This window comes from Phaeobacter sp. BS52 (assembly GCF_045040595.1).
In the GTDB taxonomy this organism is placed as follows: Bacteria; Pseudomonadota; Alphaproteobacteria; order Rhodobacterales; family Rhodobacteraceae; genus Phaeobacter; species Phaeobacter piscinae.
Window position 1 is genome coordinate 21,449 of record NZ_CP090662.1, and the last position, 18,170, is coordinate 39,618.

Consider the following 18,170-nt stretch of genomic DNA (forward strand, 5'->3'; position numbering starts at 1 on the left):
CGGCCTGCCGCAGCTGCCCGGTCAGGGCAGGTTGGGGGTGTTGGTGCTGTGCAAAACGCTGAGTGTGCCGGTCCACAACAACCGCGCTCAGCTGGTCGGTGGGATTGCTCCAGGAATGGGAGGTCAGGCCGCTGTAGTGCAGGCTGTCCCCAACCCGCAGACGGAACACCTGCCCATCCAGCGATTGATCAATCTCCCCCTCCAGCACATAGAGCATCTCTTCGCCCTCGTGGCTGACCTCCTCAGAGACATATCCGGGCGGCACATGCAGGATATAACTGGACAGCTCCGCGCCCGGAAACTGTGCGCCAAGCGCCTCATAGGTAATGGAGGAGCCCGCCAGCGAGAATTGCGTCCGCGTCATCGCCCGCGTCACCGCGTCCGAGGGTTTCGGCGTGGCGATGAAATACTCCAGCCCCACCTCCAGCGCTGACGCGATCTGTGCCAGCGTGCCCAGCGTTGGGGTGGCATTGTCGCGCTCCACCTGGCTCAGATAGCCCACTGAGACGCCGGACACATCACAAAGCGCCTGAAGCGTCAGCCCCATCTGCTTGCGCCGCTTGCGGATCAACGCGCCCAGCATCGGGCCTGCGCTGCTGCGGGTCTTCGCCGTTTTCTGGGGGGCGGTGGTCTGGGGCATCGGCGGCTCTCATTCTGGATGGCTTTTAATCAGCTTAGGAAAAAAATTATTGTGAAGCAAAAAAATTTTGCTTTTGCGGAAAAAAATATTTATGCCCGTAGGCAAGGTGCCGGTGTGTCTGCGGTCGTGAACCGTCGGCTTCGGCTATGTGAAAGGGCAGGGTATCTTGACCAGCACAGGAACAACGAGACGCGCAGTTCTGCGCTGGGGACGAGGGCTTGCGGGCTTTGCCATCGTGTCGACGCTGACCTTTCTCGGCCTTCTGGCAATCACGTTTTTTATTGGCCGTGTGGTGCCGATTGACCCGGTTCTGTCAGTGGTCGGAGATCGCGCCACGCAGGACCAATACGAGGCGGCGCGGGTTGCCATGGGATTGGATCGTCCGCTGGTGGTGCAGTTTTTCGCCTATGTGGCGGACGTCTTTCAGGGCGATTTGGGGCGTTCCGTTTCCACCAACCGGCCCGTCGTGTCCGATCTTGCGCGGGTGTTTCCCGCCACGCTGGAAATGGCCACGCTCGGCATCATCATTGGTGTGCTGATGGGGGTTCCCATGGGTGTCTGGGCTGCCGCGCGGCAGGGCACCTGGGTCGATCAGATCATCCGGGTCTTTGCGCTTCTGGGCTATTCGGTGCCCGCGTTTTGGCTGGGGCTGGTTGGTCTGGCGGTGTTCTACGCGGGTCTGGGCTGGGTCGCCGGGCCGGGGCGGGTCGACATCTTTTATGATGGGTTGATTGATCCGGTCACAGGCCTGTTGCTGGTCGACAGCCTGCTGGTTGGCGACACAGAGGTGTTCTGGAACGCGCTTTCGCATCTGGTGTTGCCTGCGGCCATCCTCGGCTTTTTCAGCCTCGCTTATATCGCCCGGATGACCCGCAGTTTCATGCTGGACCAGCTGAGCCAGGAATTCATCACCACTGCCCGCGTCAAAGGCGTGCCGGAATGGAAGGTGATCTGGGTGCATGGATTCAAACCAATTCGGGTGCCGTTGATCACGGTGATTGGCCTTTCCTATGCGGCGCTGCTGGAAGGTTCGGTGATGATTGAAACGGTGTTCAGCTGGCCCGGCATCGGCAATTACCTCACTGTGGCGCTGCTCAATGCGGATATGAATGCCGTCCTTGGCTCAACACTGGTGATCGGCGCGGTCTTCATCTTCATCAACAAGATCTCGGATGTGCTGTACCGGGTTCTCGACCCAAGGAGCCTGTGATGCTGAGCCGCGACTGGTTGCTGGACGACTCGCCCGCCACACGGACCCAGGCCACCGCAGGGCGCGCCTATCGCATGATCCTTGCGCTGATGCGCAACCCGCTGGCGGTGCTGGGGGCTGTGATCATCACCGTCCTTATCCTTGCAGCGGCTTTTGCGCCCTGGATCGCGCCGCAAAGCCCGGTGGGGCAGGACCTGACCTCCCGTCTGTTGCCGCCCTCCTGGGCCAATTGGATGGGCACGGATGAGCTGGGGCGCGATATCTTTTCCCGCGTGGTGTACGGCGCGCGCATCACGCTGATGATTGTCGCTCTGGTGGCGGTGATTTCGGCGCCGCTGGGGCTGATCATCGGGGCGGTTTCGGGCTACTTCGGGGGCTGGACCGACCGGATCCTGATGGGGATCACCGATGTGTTCCTGTCAATGCCCAAGCTTATTCTGGCGCTGGCCTTCGTTGCGGCGCTGGGGCCGGGGATCGAAAACGCGATCATTGCCATCGCCATCACCGCGTGGCCCGCCTATGCCCGCATTGCACGGGCCGAAACGCTGACCTTCCGAAACGCAGAATTCATTGCGGCCACCCGCCTACTGGGGGCCTCGCACAGCCGCGTTATCCTGCAGCATGTGCTGCCACTGTGTACGTCTTCGATGATTGTGCGGGTGACGCTGGACATGGCGGGAATCATTCTGACAGCGGCAGGGCTTGGCTTTCTGGGCCTCGGCGCGCAGCCGCCGCTGCCGGAATGGGGCGCGATGATTTCGCGCGGGCGGGTGTTTATTCTGGACCAGTGGTGGGTCGCGACCATGCCCGGTATCGCGATCATCGTGGTCAGCCTCGGCTTTTGTTTCCTTGGCGATGGCTTGCGTGATGTGCTGGACCCGAAACAGGGGGGCAAATCATGAGCGATGCGCGCGCGCCACTGCTGGAGCTGGAAAACCTCCGTGTCAGTTTTCCAACCCCCAAGGGCCGGGTTGAGGTGGTCAAGGGGTTAAGCCTGACCCTTGGCCGCGAACGCCTTGGTATCGTGGGCGAGAGTGGTTCCGGCAAATCCATGACCGGTCGCGCCATCCTGCGGCTGATCCGCAATCCGGGTCGGATGACGGCGGATCGGCTGACGCTGGAGGGGCAGGACCTGCAAACCCTGAGCGAGCGCCAGATGCGCGGCGTGCGCGGCGCACGGATTTCGATGATCATGCAGGACCCGAAATTCTCACTTAATCCGGTGATGACCATCGGTGCACAAATCGCTGAGGCGCTGGATGTTCACGAGCGGCTGAACCGCCGTGACACCCGCGCCCGCGTGCTGGAGATGCTGGAGGCGGTGCGCATCAATGACCCGGAGGCCGTCGCCCAGATGTATCCGCATCAGGTGTCCGGTGGCATGGGGCAGCGGGTGATGATCGCAATGATGCTGATCCCGCGCCCGGATCTGTTGATCGCGGATGAACCCACCTCGGCACTGGATGTGTCGGTGCAGGCGCAGGTGCTGGATCTGATTGATGATCTGGTGCGCGACAAGGGGATGGGCCTCATCCTGATCAGCCATGACCTCGATCTGGTGGCGCGCTATTGTGACCGGATCATGGTGATGAATGCCGGCCGCGTGGTGGAGAGCTGCGCCGCCGCGGACCTGCATAAGGCCAGCCACCCCTACACCCAAGGGCTGCTGGCGGCGGTGCCCCGGATGAAAGAGACCCGCGACACGCTGCCGGTGCTCGACCGACAAGGCTGGAGTGGCACATGACCGCGATCTCTCTGCGAAACCTCGATATTTCTTATGGCGACACCAAGGTGGTGCGGGACGTCAGTTTCGACGTCGCCGAAGGGGAAAGCTTTGCCCTGGTGGGGGAAAGCGGTTCCGGAAAATCCACCGTGCTGAAGGCCATCGCGGGGCTCGCCCCTGATTGGACAGGGGACATTTCGGTGCTGGGCCAGCCACGCAGCCACGGCATTGACCGCGCGTTTTCGCGAACCTGCCAGATGGTGTTTCAGGATCCCTATGGCTCATTGCACCCGCGCAAACCGGTCGACTGGGTGCTGCGGGAGCCCTTGCGGGTGCATGGGATCGGGGCGCGCGACGCCCGCGTCGCAGAGATGCTGGCGGCAGTTGGCCTCGATCAGCGGTTCCGGTTCCGCTATCCGCATCAGCTGTCTGGGGGGCAGCGTCAGCGGGTCGCCATCGCGCGCGCCCTGATGCTGGATCCCAAGGTGATGCTGCTGGATGAGCCGACCTCGGCGCTGGATGTCTCGGTACAGGCGGAAATCCTGAACCTGCTGAAGACGCTGCGCCGCGATCAGGGGCTGACCTATCTGATGGTCACGCACAACTTGCCGGTCGTCAGCTTCATGTGTGAGCGAATGGCTGTGATGAACAAGGGGCGTATTGTTGAGATCGCCCCGGCAGAGGCGCTGCATGACGGTGCCTTCAGCGATGCCTATACGCAGCAACTTTATGCCGCCAGCGGTGGCGCGGAGCCGTGCGCGTGACACCAACCCGAGAGAAGGGATCGACCCGAATGCCCGACGACAGACTGCCGGAAGATATTGCAGAGGCGCTGCGCCAGTTCACCGACACGCTCGCTGCTGCCACCGGCGCCGAGGCGGCCTATGACGCCCTCTGCGCGCTGACCAAGGCCACGGTTGGGGCCAAGCTGTTCACGGTGATGACGGTGGATATGGCAACCATGCTGGCCTGCCGCACCTATACCGATGATCCCGAGAACTATCCGACCTCCGGCACCAAGCCAATTGAGCTGAACGACTGGTTCGAGATCGTCCATGGCCAGCACCGCTGTTTTGTTGCCAATACGCTGGAAGAGATCGATCAGGTCTTCCCAGATGCGGAGCTGATCGGGGCACTGGGCTGTGGATCGGTGATCAACCTGCCGGTGCTGATCGGGGGCGAACTTGCCGCGACCATCAATATTCTGCATGAGCCGGGGTATTACACAGAAGCACGGGTGGAAGCGGCAAAGGCCCTGTTGACCCTGCCTGCAATGGCGACGCTGGCCTTGGCCCGGCAGCTGTAATCTCTCCCCCGCGCAGCAAACGAAAAAAGAGGCCGCGCGCCGACGGCCCCTCTATGGTCTGTTGTCCCATACGCGCGGTGTGCAGGAAGCGGATTCCCGGTCGGCGGGTCAGTCTTCCAGACTGTCTTCGCGTTTCTCGTCGATCAATCCGCGTTCCTCGTCCTTGCGCTGTTGGAAGCGGCTACCGTAGCCCTCAAGATCCTCGTCAGAAATCACCTCTTTGGCGCGGGTGAAGACCTCGTTTTCTTCCTCATCCATGTGATGCTCGTACTCATGCTTCAGCTGTTCGAATTTGCTCATCCAGAGGTCGGAGGACATCTTCATCACATTCAGCTCCTCCATCAGATCATCAAGCTGCTGATGCTCATGTACGGAATGGCGGGCCGCGTCCTGACCCCAGGTTTGGCTGATCAGTTTGGAATAGAACGTCTCTTCTTCAGCGGCCGCGTGGCTTTTGACGTCTTCGTAAAACCGTTTCCACAGGGCTCCACGCGCCTCGACCTTGCTGTCTTGAATGGAGGTCAGCAGTTTGCGGTGGGTGTCGTGGTCGTCCTTAATCGCATCGTAAATTGTCGGCATTGGAAGCTCCAGTCTGGCGGGATCAGTTGAACGGCGCGGCGGCCTTGCCGGGGCAAGGTCCGGCGGCTCTCTGATGAACAAACGCCGCAATCGGGCAGAGTGTTCCTGATGCGGTCAATCGCGCCGCAGGATTGCGCAGGTTCCGGGTCGCGCGCGCTGCAGGGTTTGCCCTATTTGGGGTCGGCAGGCTGGCAGAGGACCCACAAAGATGACACTGGATATGGTATTGGCGCTGTTGTTGTTTTTGTTCCCGCTCGCCTATAGCCCCGGACCGGGCAATCTGTTTTTTGCGGCCAATGGTGCGCGGTTTGGCTTTCGCGCGACCTTGCCTGCGACAACGGGTTACCATATCGCCACGGCTGCGGTGACGCTGCTGATTGGATCCGGCGCATTGGCGGCTCAGGCGGTGGCGCAGGAGGCGTTCACCTGGCTGAAGATGGCAGGCGCGGGGTATGTGCTGTGGATCGCATGGGGTCTTTGGCGCGCCGGTGGGCTGCAGGCGGAGCTTCAGGCCCGTCCGGCCCGCTTTCGAGATGGTGTCGTCCTGCTGCTGCTCAATCCCAAAGCCTATGTGATTATCACAGTGATGTTCAGCCAGTTTCTCACACCTCCGGGGGCGGTGAGCCTTGGTAGGGACGCGCTGGCGCCGGTGCTGGCCATCACGCTGATTTTCACTCTCAACAATCTGGTGGCATTCTCGATCTGGACCTGGATCGGCGACGGGCTGGCGCGACAGTTTTCCCGCGATCTGCGCGCACGGCAACTCAACCGGGGATTTGCGCTTTTGCTGGCCGGTGTTGCTTTGTGGATGTTGCTGCTGTGAGGTGGCGGCGCCGTCAGCCGTCCCGGTAGGGTCGCATAGGGAGACCGCGCCGGTCGGGGCACATGGCGCAATCCGGAACATTTTCAGAGCGGTGACGTTGAGCCAGAGAGCGACAACGGAGCCAAACATGGGTGAAAGCGAGTTGAAAGGCGGGGTGGGCTGTGCCGCTGGTGGCGCATCGGACGTGATCGCAGCCCCCCTGCCGCAGGAGCCGCAGGCGCGCGGATCTGCAGCGGCCCGCAAGGTGGGCGTCGAGATTGAGTTCGGCGGCCTGTCCGTTACGCACGCTCAAAAAATCGTGCAGCGTGAGCTTGGCGGCGAGATCCGAGCGCAGGATCGCGCGGACGGGCCAAACCCTCATGTCAAAGCTACGGCGCTGGGCAATGTAGAGGTCTATCTCGACAGCCGTTATCGCAGCAAACCGGGCCTCGGCAAAATGCTGGTCGCCATGGCGGAACCGTTGATCCCGGTCGAAATTGTCACCCCGCCGCTGAAACAGTCGCAGCTGTCGCAGCTGGATCAGCTGTGCGTCAGATTGGCAGAGGCCGGGGCCACGGGTACGCAGGACGGTGTGCTGAACGGCTTTGGCGTGCATCTCAACGTGGAAGTCGCCGATATGACGGCTGCGCATATCGGGCCGGTGCTGACGTCCTTTGCGCTGCTGGAGCCGCTGTTACGCCGAATGCCGGGGATCGACCTGTCGCGCCGTGTGCAGCCGTTCATCGCGCCCTATCCCAAGGCCTTGGTAGACGCGCTATGTGCGTCCCCTCCGCAGACCATGGACGACCTTCTCCGCCTCTATCTTGAACAAGCCGCCGATCGCAATCACGCGCTGGATTTGCTGCCGCTGCTTGCGGATTATGCCCCGGATCGCGTGCGTGCAGCCTTAGGAGAGGGAGACAAAACCGCCGCGCGGCCTGCCTACCATTACAGATTGCCTGATTGCCGTCTGGGGGATCCCGACTGGTCGATCACCCGTGAGTGGAACCGCTGGGCCGAGGTAGAACAGATCGCCCGCGATGGGCGGCTGAAAGCTCTGATTGAGGGCTGGCAGGCGCGACCGCGCAGCGAACAGTTGATGAGCCGGGAATGGGCCAAACACGCGGCAGATATCCTCGGCGTTGCCGACCGGGAGGGCATCGCATGAAACCGAGGATTGCCGTAACAGTCTCGCGCCGCAGCGGATGGCGGATTTTTCCGCTGATGGCTCTCAATATCTGGCTGTCAGGTGGCCGTGCGGTCCGCTGGCAAAGCAACCGTGAGGCGGATCTCTCCACGGTAGATGCCGTGGTCATTGGCGGAGGTGATGACATTGCGCCAACACTGTATGATGGTCAGATCATGCCTGAGGTCCGGCTGGATCCTGACCGCGACGCGCTGGAGGCAGCCATCGTGCGCGAGGCGACGCGCCAGGATGTACCCCTCTTGGGGATCTGTCGCGGCGCGCAGATGTTGAACGTGGCGCGTGGCGGGCGACTCTATCAGGACGCCTACGCCTTCTATGGTCAGCAGAATTACAAAACGGTTCTGCCTCGCAAAGAGGTCACCATTGCCAACAACAGCGTGTTGCGCCGGGTGTTGGGCGTGCCCAGGCTCAAAGTCAACGCATTGCACAGCCAGTCCGTCAGCGACCTGGGGCAGGGGCTGCGGGTCACCGGGCGCGATCAGTCCGGCATGGTGCAGGCGGTTGAGGATCCGGGGCGGCGTTTTGCGATTGGTGTGCAGTGGCACCCTGAGCATCTGTTCTACCGCGCGGCACATCTCAATTTGTTTCGCGCCTTGGTTGCTGCCGCCAGATCCAAACGGGATACACCCGAAGATCAGATGCGCTGCGCGGGCTGATGTCTGACACGGGCTTAACAACCTAGTCACAAAAGAAAACGCCCGGATCGCTCCGGGCGTTTTTTATGGTTTAGGGGCAGTATATCGCCCGGTCACGCAGCCGCGTGATCAGCCGATGATGCCGTTCAGCGTGGCGCTGGGGCGCATGACAGCGGCGGTTTTCACCGGATCGGTGTGGAAATAACCGCCCAGATCCGCAGCCTGACCTTGCACCTCTGCCAGTTCGGCAAGGATCGCCTCTTCCTTGGCGGCCAGTTCCGCGGCGATGGGCGCGAAATGCGCGGCCAGCTCGGCGTCATCCCCCTGTGCGGCCAGCGCCTCGGCCCAGTAACGGGCGAACCAGTAGTGGCTGGCGCGGTTGTCCGGCTCACCCACCTTGCGCGAGGGCGAGCGGTTGTGGTCCAGAATGCCCTGTGTCGCAGCCTCGGCGGCGGCACCCAGCACGCCCGCCTTGGCGTTGCCCTTGCTGTCGGCGAGGAAGTTCAGCGATTCACCCAAGGCGCAGAACTCACCCATGGAGTCCCAGCGCAGGTGGTTTTCTTCCACCAGCTGCTGCACGTGCTTGGGCGCAGAGCCACCAGCCCCGGTTTCAAACAACCCGCCACCGTTCATCAGTTTCACAATCGACAGCATCTTGGCCGAGGTGCCCAGTTCCAGGATCGGGAACAGGTCGGTCAGATAGTCGCGCAGCACATTGCCGGTGATGGCGATGCTGTCCTTGCCTGCGGTGATGGTCTTCAGCGACTGGGCGGTCGCCTCACGCGGGGCCATGATCTGGAACAGGTCGGATTTGCCAGCCGCATCCAGTGCGGGCTTCACATATTTGATCAGCTCAGCGTCATGGGCGCGGTTTTCGTCCAGCCAGAAGATCGCCTCGGAACCGGTCAGACGCTGACGGTCCATCGCCAGTTCGATCCAGTTCTCGATCGGGGCTTTCTTCACGGTGCAGGAGCGCCAGATATCGCCTTCCTCAACCTCGTGTGAATGCAGCGTCTCGCCGTTGGCCAGCACGATGCGGATGGTGCCATCGGCAGGTGCTTCAAAGGTGGTCGGGTGGGAGCCGTATTCCTCGGCCTTCTGCGCCATCAGGCCAACATTGGCGACGGAGCCTGCGGTGGTCACATCCAGCGCGCCATTGGCTTTGAAGAAGTTGATGCTCTCGTCGTAGACGGTGGAATAGCAGCGGTCGGGGATGACGCAGTTGGTGTCGCCCTTGTTGCCCGCTTCGTCCCAGCCCTTGCCGCTCGGCGCGGATCACCGCTGGCATGGAGGCGTCGATGATCACATCGGACGGCACATGCAGGTTGGTGATGCCCTTGTCACTGTCGACCATATACATGGACGGACGGTCCAATGCGGCGATCTCAGCCTTGATGGCATCCGCATTGGGCAGGCCATCAATGGTCGCCAGAACCGCGCCAAGGCCGGAATTGGCAGAGCCGCCTGCCGCTTCGATTTCAGCGCCGTATTTGTCCCAGACCGGACCCAGCCATGCCTTCACCGCGTGGCCGAAGATGATCGGGTCAGAGACCTTCATCATGGTGGCTTTCATGTGCAGCGAGAACATGGTGCCGTCGGCTTTGGTGTCTTCAATCGCGCCCTTCAGGAAGGAAGACAGCGCCTTGGCCGACATGAATGTGGCATCAGCAACGGTGCCTTCTTCCAGCGGCCAGCTGTCCTTCAGCACGGTGACCGCACCGTCCTTGCCGACGAATTCGATCTTCGCGGTACCCGCCTGTGCGGCAGAGATGGTGGCGGAGACTTCGTTGGCATAGAAATCATTGCCCGGCATCGACGACACTTTGGTCTTGCTGTCTGCGGACCATTTGCCCATCGAATGCGGGTTGTTCTGGGCGAAGTTTTTCACCGCTTTGGCGGCGCGACGGTCAGAGTTGCCTTCGCGCAGCACCGGGTTCACAGCCGACCCCTTGATGGTGTCATAGCGCGCGCGGATCTCTTTTTCCGCATCGGTTGCCGGATCTGCCGGGTAGTCGGGAATGCCAAACCCCTGCGCCTGCAATTCGGCAATCGCGGCGGTCAGCTGCGGTACAGAGGCCGAGATATTCGGCAGCTTGATGACATTGGCGTCAGGCGTTTTCACCAGTTGGCCCAGTTCGGCCAGATCATTGCTCTGGCGCTGGGTGTCGCTCAGCGCTTCGGGGAAGGTCGCAAGGATACGGCCTGCCAGCGAAATGTCCTTGGTCCCGACGGAGACGCCTGCCGCCGCGGCAAAGCTGCGGATGATCGGCAGCAGCGAGGCGCTGGCCAGCTCGGGGGCTTCGTCTACGATGGTATACAAAATGTCGGGGGTCGAATTTTCTGCCATATTCCACAACCTTTTTTCAGCGATATCGGAAACTTGGGTGAGCGGTTGGCGCTGCACCGGATGGACGGGGTGCTGCGGTCCAGCTTGGACGCGGGGGCGGTCATTCTGTGTCAGATCTGCTCTGACAGACCGGCGGCCCGCAAGGACAACAGCCATTCATATGGCCCCCCGTGTAAATCAGCTGGCGCGCGGGCGCAATTGCCAGCAGCGCCTTTGTAGGGTGCAGATTGCCGCGCTTTTGAGATTATTGGGGTGTTTTGCCGCCTATAGTGGCAGTTTTTCCGGTTTTAGAGCCGCAGCGGGGCCCGCCTGCTGCGACTCGAAAACGGGGACTCTGCTCAGCTGCGCCAGCGCAGCAGGCGGCGTTCGATCAGGCCGATCAGGCTGCTGACCACCACGCCGAGCACCGACAGGATCGCAACCCCGGCAAACAACCGTTCCAGATCATAGAGCGATCCGGCCTCCAGAATATACGCGCCGATGCCATGTTCCGCGCCCAGCATTTCAGCGGCCACCAGCAGGATAATGGCAATCGCCAGGCTGATGCGCAGTCCGGACAGGATACCCGGCATCGCACCCGGCAGCACGATCTTGCGCACAATCGACAGCCACGACAGGTTAAAACTCTGCCCCATGCGGATCAGCGACCGGTCCACATTGTCCACAGCGCCATAGGTTGCCACCACGGTGGGGGTGAACGTGCCAAAGGCGATCAGCGCATATTTTGACCCCTCATCAATGCCGAACCAGATCACAAACAGCGGCAGCAGTGCGATTTTCGGGATCGGGAACAGCGCAGCCACCAGTGGCACCAGCCCTGCGCGGACATAGGAAAACAGCCCGATCATCAACCCGACCCCAATGCCGACACTGGCCCCAAGGGCGGCGCCAACCACCAGCCGCGACAGCGAGACACTGACATGGGTCCATAGCAGGCCGGAGGCATAAAGCTCCCCCAATGTGGCCAGCACGTCACTTGGGCGCGGCAGGGTCAGCTTGGAGATCCAGCCCTGACGGGTGCCCAGTTCCGCCAGCACCAGCAACAGGACAAAGACGAGAGCGCCCACCCAGCGGGCGCCGCGCGGCGCAAAGCCGCCGCCGCGAAACTGCACTGGGCGCACCGGCGCATGCTGGTGGTGCGGTTCCGTGCTGGAGACAGGCGGGAGTGTGGCCATCCGGGTGTCAGACATTCATCAGCTCCGCATCTGCCGCCCGCGCCTCGTCACGCATCAGCTGCCACAGGTATTTCTGTTTCTGTTCAAGATCCGCATCGCCAAACGCGCGTTCGGCCAACGGTGTGTCCAGATGCACGATCTCGCGGATCTGGCCGGGGCGGCGGGACAGCACCACGATAGCATGGCCCAGCCGCACCGCTTCGGCCAGGTTATGGGTGACATAGACCGCAGTGAATGGCGTGCGTGTCCACAGCGCCACCAGATCATCCATCAGCAATTCACGGGTTTGACTGTCCAGTGCCGACAGCGGCTCATCCATCAGCATCACTGCCGGGTTCACCGCCAGCGCCCGCGCAATCGCCACCCGCTGCTTCATACCACCCGACAGCTGCTTGGGCAGCGCCCCGGCAAATTCGCTTAGCTTGGTGCGCGCCAGAACATCGTCGATGATCCGCGCCGCTGCCGTGCCGCGAATGCCGTGATCCTCCAGCACCAGACTGATATTGCCCCTGACCGTGCGCCAGGGCAGCAGGGCAAAGTCCTGAAAGACATATGTCAGCGGATTGAGACAGCCCTCCGGCGGTTGCCCCACCTGCAACACCTCGCCCGCCGCGGGCCGCTCCAGCCCGCCGATAAACCGCAAGAGGGTGGATTTGCCACAGCCCGAGGGGCCGACGATGCAGACAATTTTGCCACTGGGAATATCCAGCGTGATGTCGCTGAGCACTGCGACATTGTCATAGGCATGACCCACCGCTGACAGGCGAATATCCATGATGTTGCTCCGCAAGAGGATGCGCCGGGGCAGGGGCCCCGGCCGCAGGATTAGCCGATACTGTCGACGTAGCTGGGGTCGATGATTGTCTCCAGCGAGATATCGGCATCCACCAGCTTCTCCGCCTGGAACCAGGCCAGCTGATCCGCCAGCGATTTGGTGTTCATCGCGGCGCCTTCGTTCAGGCGCATGGTGCCGTTGATGATCGACTTGGCGGCTTTGTCGCGGGGGCGGTCGGCATAGACATATTTGTGGATCAGATCGACCATCTGATCGACGCCCGCATCACCGCTGGCCCGGTCGATCATGGTGGCGTTGTAGTCGGCCACCCCGCGGCTGTAGGCGCTCAGGAAATCGCGGGTCATCTGCTGTTCCCCGCTTGCGGCGTTCTGGGCCGAAGTAAACACCGTCGTCACCTGATAGTCGGGCAGATAGTCCGCCACATCGCCAATGATATGCACCGCACCCGATCCCGCCAGGGGTTTCGCAATATGCGGCACGATGGACCAGGCATCAATCTGGCCGGATTTCAGCGCGCCGATGATGGCCCCGACTTTTTGCAGCGGCTTGAAGGACAGCGACACGCCGTCCTTCTCCGCCATACGCGACCCCATGTAATGGAAGGATGATCCGGCCGTGGTCATGCCGAAGCTCTTGCCCTCCAGCGCCGCCGGGCTGGTGATGCCCGCCTGATAGGCCGCATCGGAGACCAGGATTTTCTGTCCGTCAATGCCCGGCTCTTCCGACAGGGCGCCGCCGATCACCTTGATCGCGCCGCGATTGGCAAGGGAGATCAGACCACCCGACATCGCTGTGATCGCATAGTCCACATCGCCAGAGGCAATTGCCACCGACATCGGTGAGGCCGCCTGGAAAAACCGCAGTTCCACATCCAGCCCGGCATCGGCGAAATAGCCACGTTCCTGCGCGATAAAGCTCGCCGAATGGCTGGTGAAGCGCAATGCCCCCAGTACGATTTTCCGCTTGCTCGCCAGCGCCGGTGTGGCCAGCCCCGCAACGGCGCCCGCACTGCCAAGGGCCGCAAGCGTGCGGCGGCGTGTCCAATGGGTCATGTCTTAATCCTCCCTCTTCGTGATTGTCGTTCCGGACCAATCCGGCCCGTAGCGTCCGCGGTTCCTTCGTGGCAGCGTCAGACGCCCCTCGTCCCTGTCATCATGTCACCCGTCACATAGGTCTCCAGCGCCGTCACGGCGGCCTCTGTATTGCGCGCCAGAACCGCCTCCACCAGCGCCTGTTGTTGCTCTGCGCGGGTGGCGAAATCCAACCGTCCCTCCCGCAGAAGCGCCAGACGGAACCGGCGCGACTGATCATAGAATTTCAGCTGTATATCCGACAGCCGGGGCGAGTGCGCGGCCTCCACCAGCACTGCGGCAAAGCTCCGGCAGGCCATATCCCAGTCCAGCGCCAGCGCATCATTGGCCTCGTTCAGCAGCGCTTCTTCGGTGCGGCGCAGCGCATGGTGGGCGGCCAGAACCCGGCCCTCCCATTGTACATCGCTGCGCGTCAGCCCCAACCGCAGGCCCAGCCGCTCCACCTCCAGCCGCATGAACAGAATATCCCGCAGATCATCCTCGGTGGCGGAGGTCACGCGAAAGCCGCGCTGGGCGGCTGCCTCCACCAGCCCCTCGGCGCTGAGCATCCGCAGAGTTTCGCGCATGGAGTGGTTGGAGCCGCCGTAACTCTGACGCAGCGCCTCAATCTTCAGCTTCTGATCCGGTCGCAGCACACCAAAGGAAATGTCCCGCCGCAGCGCTGCGGCCAGCACAGCAACAACCGTGTCTTCCTCCGACTGTGCGCGTCGACCAAACATGCTTTGATCCCTATTTTGCAAAATATCCAACATTTTTGCCGCGCCAGTCCCCCTCTGTCAATGGGGGCGCCCGCCCCTTTGCGCGCGCGCCTGCGACGCTTGCGCCGGGTCGGCGTTGACGCCCCGGCGCGGCTCTGTCACTCCTGCAATCCACCCAACTCAATCGACCGCTTCGAAGGATCTTGCCCCGCATGACCAGCCTGCGCCTGCTGCACACCTCTGATCTGCATCTGGGCAAGCGGTTTGGCCAGTTCGATGAGGAAACCCGCGCCGCGCTGCAACAGGCTCGGCAGGGCATCCTGTCCCGGCTGGCCGGGATCGCGACGGCAGAAGGCGCGGGCCATGTGCTGATCGCGGGGGATCTGTTTGATACCGAAACCCCGTCGGCGCGGGTGATCCGGCAGGCGCTGGCGGCAATGGCGGCAGCGGATCCGGTGCAATGGTGGATCATCCCCGGCAACCACGACAGCGGCGCGGCAGAGCCGCTTTGGGCGGAAATGGCGCGCCACGCGCCGCAGAACGTGCATCTGCTGATGCAGCCCACGCCGGTTGAGATCGCGCCCGGGGCCACGCTGCTGCCCGCGCCCTGCGAGCGCCGTTTCGCCGGACAGGATCGCACCATCTGGATGGACAGCGCCGAGACGCCGGAGGGACATCTGCGGATCGGTCTGGCCCATGGGGCCGTGCTGGATTTCGACCGTGATCAGAACGGGGCCGAGACAATTGCCACCAACCGCGCCAGTAGCGCTCGGCTGGATTATCTGGCGCTGGGGGATTGGCACGGTGATTTCACCCTGAATGGCCACAGCCGCTACCCCGGCACGCCGGAACGGGATCGGTTCAAACATCCGGGGCGCGGCAGCTGCTTGCTGGTGGACCTGCCGGGACCGGGCCAGCCGCCACAGCTGCGCCCGGTTGAGGTGGGACAATACCACTGGCAGGATCTCGCGCTTGAGTTGGCGCCGGGGCAGGATATCGGCACCCTCATCAGAGAGGCGTTGCCGGATGATCCGCAGGACTGGCCCAATTGTCTGATCCGCATTCGCGCGCGCGGCTGGGTCACCGCAGATCAACACATGCAGCTGTCGGGTTTTGTGGCAGAGCAGGCTCCGGCGTTTTGCCACCTCAGCCTCGACGGGGATGATTTGCGCATTGAACACCGGGCCGAGGATCTGGACCAGATTGCCACCACCGGCGCGCTGCGCGCTGCGGCTGAGCTCCTGATGGCTGAGAGTCAGAACAGCGCCCTCGGCGAGGAGGCCCGCGATGTGGCCGCCGCCGCGCTGAACCGGCTCTATGCCGCTGTGCGGGAGGGCGCGGAATGAAGCTCACCTCCATTCGTCTGACCAATGTGCGCCGCTTTGTCGATCCGGTGGAAATCACCGGCATCGGCCCCGGTCTCAACCTGCTGAGCGCGCCGAATGAGCAGGGCAAATCCACCATCTTTGACGCTCTGCATGCGCTGTTCTTCAAGGATGCGAAATCCTGGGACAAGGAGGTGCGCGCGCTGGCCCCGCATGCGGGTGGCGACCCTGAGATCGAGGTTGAGCTGACCCATCAGGGCAGTCATTTTCGCATCGCCAAAAGCTTTACCAAATCAGCAGGCAAAGGCACCGCGCGCATTTGGCGCGAGGGGGGCTCCTGCATCAGGCCGACGCGGCGGAAGCCTGGCTGCGCGACCTCATCGCGCCACCCAAGGACGGGCCGGTCGGCATGCTCTGGCTGCGGCAGGGGCTGACGGATTTTGCCGACGCCAAGGACACGCTGGAGGCGCGGCGCGATCTGATGTCCTCCCTCAGCGGTGAGGTCGAGGCCGTGACTGGCGGGCAGCAGATGGAACGCCTGCGCCGCCGCCTGCGCAGCGATCTGGATCGCATGGTCACCAGCCGTGGCGCGCGCAAGGGGGGCCCGCTCGCCGAGGTGGAGGCCCGCGTGGCCGCGCTCTCTGAGCAGCGCGATGCCTTGGCCGGGCAGGTCGCTGATTTGCGTCAGCTGCTGGACCAGCGGCACCTCCTGCGCCGCGAACAGGCGGAGCTTGCTGCGCCGGAGGAAACAGCGGCCCGCCAGTCCCGGCTGAACCAGGCCGAAACCGCGCTGGCCGCTGCTGAACGTCACCGCGAGAAATGTGAACAGGCCCGCCGCGCGCTTGATCTCGCTGTTTTGCAACGCGACGGGCAGGCGGCGCGGATCGAGACACAGGCCGAACGCCTTGCCGATCACGCCCGCGCCACCACCGCCCTGACGCAGGCAGCAAAGCGGCGCGACAGTGCCGCAGAGCAGGCCGCGCAGGCGGCCCAAGAGTTGAAAGAGGCGGAGAGTGGGGCAGGGCAGGCCCGTGAAAGCGTCGCCCAGGCGCGGAAATCCGTGGCCGCCGCCCTGCGGTCTGAGGCTGCAGAACAGGCGCAGTTGCGACGCACGGAGCTGAGCGAACGTCTGGCACAGTTTGATGCGCTTCAGGCACGTCTTGCCAAGGATCGCCAGCAAGCCGGGCAGGGCGTTGATGCGGATGCGCTCGCCCAATTGGAGGATCTGGCCCAGGCTGTCACCCTGGCGCAGCACGCCCGCACCGCCTCTGCGGCGGCACTCAGCGTCCGCTACCTGCCGGGCAGCGCCACAACGCTGCGCCTCAACGGTGAGACCTTCGATGAGGGGGGTGAGATTGCCTTGCCGGATGGTGGTGAGCTGGAGGTTCCGGGCCTTGCCACCGTCACGCTGCATCCTGCCCGCAGTGAGGCCGCCGGGGCGGTCTCCGAGGCCGAAACCGCGCTGGCAACGGCCCTTGGTCAGTTGGAATTTGAGACATTGGCACAGGCCCGCGCTGCTCATCAGGCGCGCCTTGCCGCCACCGCCCGGCTGAAGGAAGGCGAAGCCACCCAGCGCGCACTTGCCCCCGAGGGGCGCGAGGCGCTAGTTGCGGCGATTGCAGCCCTGCCCGGTGGCGCCGACCCGCAGCCCCCCTGTGATCCGCTACCGGATCGCACCACGCTGGAAGCGGCACTGGCGGAGGCGGAGGCCGGTCAGACACAGGCGGAGGCCGATCTCGCCAAAGCCCGCATCGAGGAGGGCGCCGCCCAGCAATCCGCACATGGCGCCCTGGCCGAGGCCAAAGCGGCGGAGGCCGATCTCGACCGTGCCACGCAGGCCCTCGGAGAGACGGAATCTGCCACAGCAGAGCTGGCCGCCCTGAGGGCCGAGATGCCTGCCTTGGATCAGACCGTTGCTGAGGCCCAGGCCGAAGATACCCGCCTGATCGCTGCCGCCCCGGATCTGGAACAGGCCCGCGCCGCCTGTCAGCGGGCCCGCTCGGTTGTGGAGGCCGCACAGACCCGATTGCAGGATTTGGCGCGCGATCTGGCCGTCTTGGATGCGCGCATCAGCGCCCATGCCAGCCACGCGGTTGAGGAAGAGCTGGCCGAGGTGACCGACCAGCTGGCCGTTGCGGAGGCCCGACAGCAGGCCCTGCAGTTCGAAGTGGCCACTCTGCGTCGTCTTGATCAGGCGCTGGAGGCCGCGCAGGCGGGCGCGCAGGCGCAATATCTGGGACCTCTGATGGCAGAGCTGACGCCGCTGCTGCGTCGCCTCTGGCCCGAGGCGCAGGTGCAGGTCGATGCCGACAGCGTGCTGCCCAGTCAGTTGGCGCGCGGCGCGGCAGAGGAACAGCTGACCCAGCTGTCAGGCGGCACGCAGGAACAATTGGCGCTGATGGTGCGGCTGGCCTTTGCCCGGTTGCTGGCCAAATCTGGCCAAGGCATCCCGGTCATACTGGATGACGCGCTTGTTTATACCGATGATGCCCGCATCGAGGCGCTGTTTGATGCGCTGACGCTTCAGGCCAATGATCTGCAAATTCTGGTGTTTTCCTGTCGGCAAAAGAGCTTTCGCGATCTTGGCGGCACCAGCCTTGCAATCCGCCCCGCCGATGATCGCGACTGACGGCCTG

General features: G+C 63.3%; 16 protein-coding genes and 2 pseudogenes. 11 read left to right on the forward strand and 7 right to left on the reverse strand.

Annotated elements, in window-relative coordinates:
• Nucleotides 1-21: 21 nt before the first annotated feature.
• A pseudogene (locus tag L0Z65_RS00105) lies at nucleotides 22-640 on the reverse strand (helix-turn-helix domain-containing protein).
• 166 nt (nucleotides 641-806) lie between these two features.
• Here L0Z65_RS00105 and L0Z65_RS00110 point away from each other — a divergent pair.
• Genes L0Z65_RS00110 through L0Z65_RS00130 form a run of 5 tightly spaced genes read left to right on the forward strand, consistent with a single transcriptional unit; the run spans nucleotide 807 to nucleotide 4,879 of the window.
• Nucleotides 807-1,850: an ABC transporter permease gene (locus tag L0Z65_RS00110; RefSeq protein ID WP_102898159.1), complete on the forward strand. Its 1,044-nt coding sequence runs from the start codon at nucleotides 807-809 to the stop codon at nucleotides 1,848-1,850.
• Nucleotides 1,850-2,752 carry an ABC transporter permease gene (locus tag L0Z65_RS00115; RefSeq protein WP_405109598.1) on the forward strand — a complete coding sequence of 301 codons (903 nt, stop codon included), beginning with the start codon at nucleotides 1,850-1,852 and terminating at the stop codon, nucleotides 2,750-2,752. The genes L0Z65_RS00110 and L0Z65_RS00115 overlap by 1 nt, the downstream gene beginning before the upstream one ends.
• A complete protein-coding gene (locus tag L0Z65_RS00120; protein ID WP_405109601.1) occupies nucleotides 2,749-3,594 on the forward strand; it encodes an ABC transporter ATP-binding protein in 846 nt (281 codons plus the stop codon). The genes L0Z65_RS00115 and L0Z65_RS00120 overlap by 4 nt, the downstream gene beginning before the upstream one ends.
• Nucleotides 3,591-4,337 carry an ABC transporter ATP-binding protein gene (locus tag L0Z65_RS00125; protein WP_405109604.1) on the forward strand — a complete coding sequence of 249 codons (747 nt, stop codon included), beginning with the start codon at nucleotides 3,591-3,593 and terminating at the stop codon, nucleotides 4,335-4,337. The genes L0Z65_RS00120 and L0Z65_RS00125 overlap by 4 nt, the downstream gene beginning before the upstream one ends.
• A 29-nt stretch (nucleotides 4,338-4,366) precedes the next feature.
• A complete protein-coding gene (locus L0Z65_RS00130) occupies nucleotides 4,367-4,879 on the forward strand; it encodes a GAF domain-containing protein (protein ID WP_405109607.1) in 513 nt (170 codons plus the stop codon).
• 108 nt (nucleotides 4,880-4,987) lie between these two features.
• Here L0Z65_RS00130 and L0Z65_RS00135 read toward each other — a convergent pair whose 3' ends face one another.
• The gene (locus L0Z65_RS00135; RefSeq protein ID WP_405109610.1) at nucleotides 4,988-5,458 is read right to left on the reverse strand and encodes a hemerythrin domain-containing protein; all 471 of its coding nucleotides are present in this window, start codon (nucleotides 5,456-5,458) and stop codon (nucleotides 4,988-4,990) included.
• A 208-nt stretch (nucleotides 5,459-5,666) separates the two neighbouring features.
• Between L0Z65_RS00135 and L0Z65_RS00140 the strand changes: the two genes are divergently transcribed.
• From L0Z65_RS00140 to L0Z65_RS00150, 3 genes are all read left to right on the forward strand, one after another.
• Entirely contained in the window at nucleotides 5,667-6,281 is a 615-nt protein-coding gene (locus tag L0Z65_RS00140) for a LysE family translocator (protein WP_040182718.1), read from the forward strand.
• A 127-nt stretch (nucleotides 6,282-6,408) separates the two neighbouring features.
• Complete coding sequence (locus L0Z65_RS00145; protein WP_405109613.1) at nucleotides 6,409-7,428, forward strand: amidoligase family protein; 1,020 nt, start codon at nucleotides 6,409-6,411, stop codon at nucleotides 7,426-7,428.
• Nucleotides 7,425-8,123, forward strand: coding sequence for a gamma-glutamyl-gamma-aminobutyrate hydrolase family protein (locus L0Z65_RS00150; protein WP_405109616.1), 699 nt, complete (start codon nucleotides 7,425-7,427; stop codon nucleotides 8,121-8,123). The genes L0Z65_RS00145 and L0Z65_RS00150 overlap by 4 nt, the downstream gene beginning before the upstream one ends.
• A gap of 108 nt (nucleotides 8,124-8,231) precedes the next feature.
• Here the strand turns inward: L0Z65_RS00150 and L0Z65_RS00155 are convergent.
• From L0Z65_RS00155 to L0Z65_RS00175, 5 genes and pseudogenes are all read right to left on the reverse strand, one after another.
• Nucleotides 8,232-10,449, reverse strand: a pseudogene (locus L0Z65_RS00155) (NADP-dependent isocitrate dehydrogenase).
• Between the two features lie 338 nt (nucleotides 10,450-10,787).
• Nucleotides 10,788-11,639, reverse strand: coding sequence for an ABC transporter permease (locus L0Z65_RS00160; protein WP_405109619.1), 852 nt, complete (start codon nucleotides 11,637-11,639; stop codon nucleotides 10,788-10,790).
• Complete coding sequence (locus tag L0Z65_RS00165; RefSeq protein WP_096789770.1) at nucleotides 11,632-12,399, reverse strand: ABC transporter ATP-binding protein; 768 nt, start codon at nucleotides 12,397-12,399, stop codon at nucleotides 11,632-11,634. Before L0Z65_RS00165 ends, L0Z65_RS00160 begins: the two co-directional genes overlap by 8 nt.
• Nucleotides 12,400-12,449: 50 nt before the next feature.
• Entirely contained in the window at nucleotides 12,450-13,472 is a 1,023-nt protein-coding gene (locus tag L0Z65_RS00170) for an ABC transporter substrate-binding protein (RefSeq protein WP_405109622.1), read from the reverse strand.
• A 77-nt stretch (nucleotides 13,473-13,549) separates the two neighbouring features.
• Nucleotides 13,550-14,230: a GntR family transcriptional regulator gene (locus L0Z65_RS00175; protein WP_405109625.1), complete on the reverse strand. Its 681-nt coding sequence runs from the start codon at nucleotides 14,228-14,230 to the stop codon at nucleotides 13,550-13,552.
• A 191-nt stretch (nucleotides 14,231-14,421) separates the two neighbouring features.
• Between L0Z65_RS00175 and L0Z65_RS00180 the strand changes: the two genes are divergently transcribed.
• Genes L0Z65_RS00180 through L0Z65_RS00190 form a run of 3 tightly spaced genes read left to right on the forward strand, consistent with a single transcriptional unit; the run spans nucleotide 14,422 to nucleotide 18,163 of the window.
• The gene (locus L0Z65_RS00180) at nucleotides 14,422-15,555 is read left to right on the forward strand and encodes an exonuclease SbcCD subunit D (RefSeq protein WP_405109628.1); all 1,134 of its coding nucleotides are present in this window, start codon (nucleotides 14,422-14,424) and stop codon (nucleotides 15,553-15,555) included.
• The gene (locus tag L0Z65_RS00185; protein ID WP_405109631.1) at nucleotides 15,552-15,968 is read left to right on the forward strand and encodes an AAA family ATPase; all 417 of its coding nucleotides are present in this window, start codon (nucleotides 15,552-15,554) and stop codon (nucleotides 15,966-15,968) included. The genes L0Z65_RS00180 and L0Z65_RS00185 overlap by 4 nt, the downstream gene beginning before the upstream one ends.
• Nucleotides 15,944-18,163, forward strand: a complete 2,220-nt coding sequence (locus L0Z65_RS00190; RefSeq protein ID WP_405109634.1) for an ATP-binding protein — start codon at nucleotides 15,944-15,946, stop codon at nucleotides 18,161-18,163. Before L0Z65_RS00185 ends, L0Z65_RS00190 begins: the two co-directional genes overlap by 25 nt.
• The last annotated feature ends 7 nt before the right edge of the window (nucleotides 18,164-18,170 follow it).

Excerpts from the sequence above, each read along its gene's own strand:
- L0Z65_RS00115 (WP_405109598.1), top strand. The coding sequence starts at position 1,850 with ATGCTGAGCCGCGACTGGTTGCTGGACGACTCGCCCGCCACACGGACC.
- L0Z65_RS00120 (WP_405109601.1), top strand. The coding sequence starts at position 2,749 with ATGAGCGATGCGCGCGCGCCACTGCTGGAGCTGGAAAACCTCCGTGTC.
- L0Z65_RS00125 (WP_405109604.1), top strand. The coding sequence starts at position 3,591 with ATGACCGCGATCTCTCTGCGAAACCTCGATATTTCTTATGGCGACACC.
- L0Z65_RS00130 (WP_405109607.1), top strand. The coding sequence starts at position 4,367 with ATGCCCGACGACAGACTGCCGGAAGATATTGCAGAGGCGCTGCGCCAG.
- L0Z65_RS00135 (WP_405109610.1), bottom strand. The coding sequence starts at position 5,458 with ATGCCGACAATTTACGATGCGATTAAGGACGACCACGACACCCACCGC.
- L0Z65_RS00140 (WP_040182718.1), top strand. The coding sequence starts at position 5,667 with ATGACACTGGATATGGTATTGGCGCTGTTGTTGTTTTTGTTCCCGCTC.
- L0Z65_RS00145 (WP_405109613.1), top strand. The coding sequence starts at position 6,409 with ATGGGTGAAAGCGAGTTGAAAGGCGGGGTGGGCTGTGCCGCTGGTGGC.
- L0Z65_RS00150 (WP_405109616.1), top strand. The coding sequence starts at position 7,425 with ATGAAACCGAGGATTGCCGTAACAGTCTCGCGCCGCAGCGGATGGCGG.
- L0Z65_RS00160 (WP_405109619.1), bottom strand. The coding sequence starts at position 11,639 with ATGTCTGACACCCGGATGGCCACACTCCCGCCTGTCTCCAGCACGGAA.
- L0Z65_RS00165 (WP_096789770.1), bottom strand. The coding sequence starts at position 12,399 with ATGGATATTCGCCTGTCAGCGGTGGGTCATGCCTATGACAATGTCGCA.
- L0Z65_RS00170 (WP_405109622.1), bottom strand. The coding sequence starts at position 13,472 with ATGACCCATTGGACACGCCGCCGCACGCTTGCGGCCCTTGGCAGTGCG.
- L0Z65_RS00175 (WP_405109625.1), bottom strand. The coding sequence starts at position 14,230 with ATGTTTGGTCGACGCGCACAGTCGGAGGAAGACACGGTTGTTGCTGTG.
- L0Z65_RS00180 (WP_405109628.1), top strand. The coding sequence starts at position 14,422 with ATGACCAGCCTGCGCCTGCTGCACACCTCTGATCTGCATCTGGGCAAG.
- L0Z65_RS00185 (WP_405109631.1), top strand. The coding sequence starts at position 15,552 with ATGAAGCTCACCTCCATTCGTCTGACCAATGTGCGCCGCTTTGTCGAT.
- L0Z65_RS00190 (WP_405109634.1), top strand. The coding sequence starts at position 15,944 with ATGCTCTGGCTGCGGCAGGGGCTGACGGATTTTGCCGACGCCAAGGAC.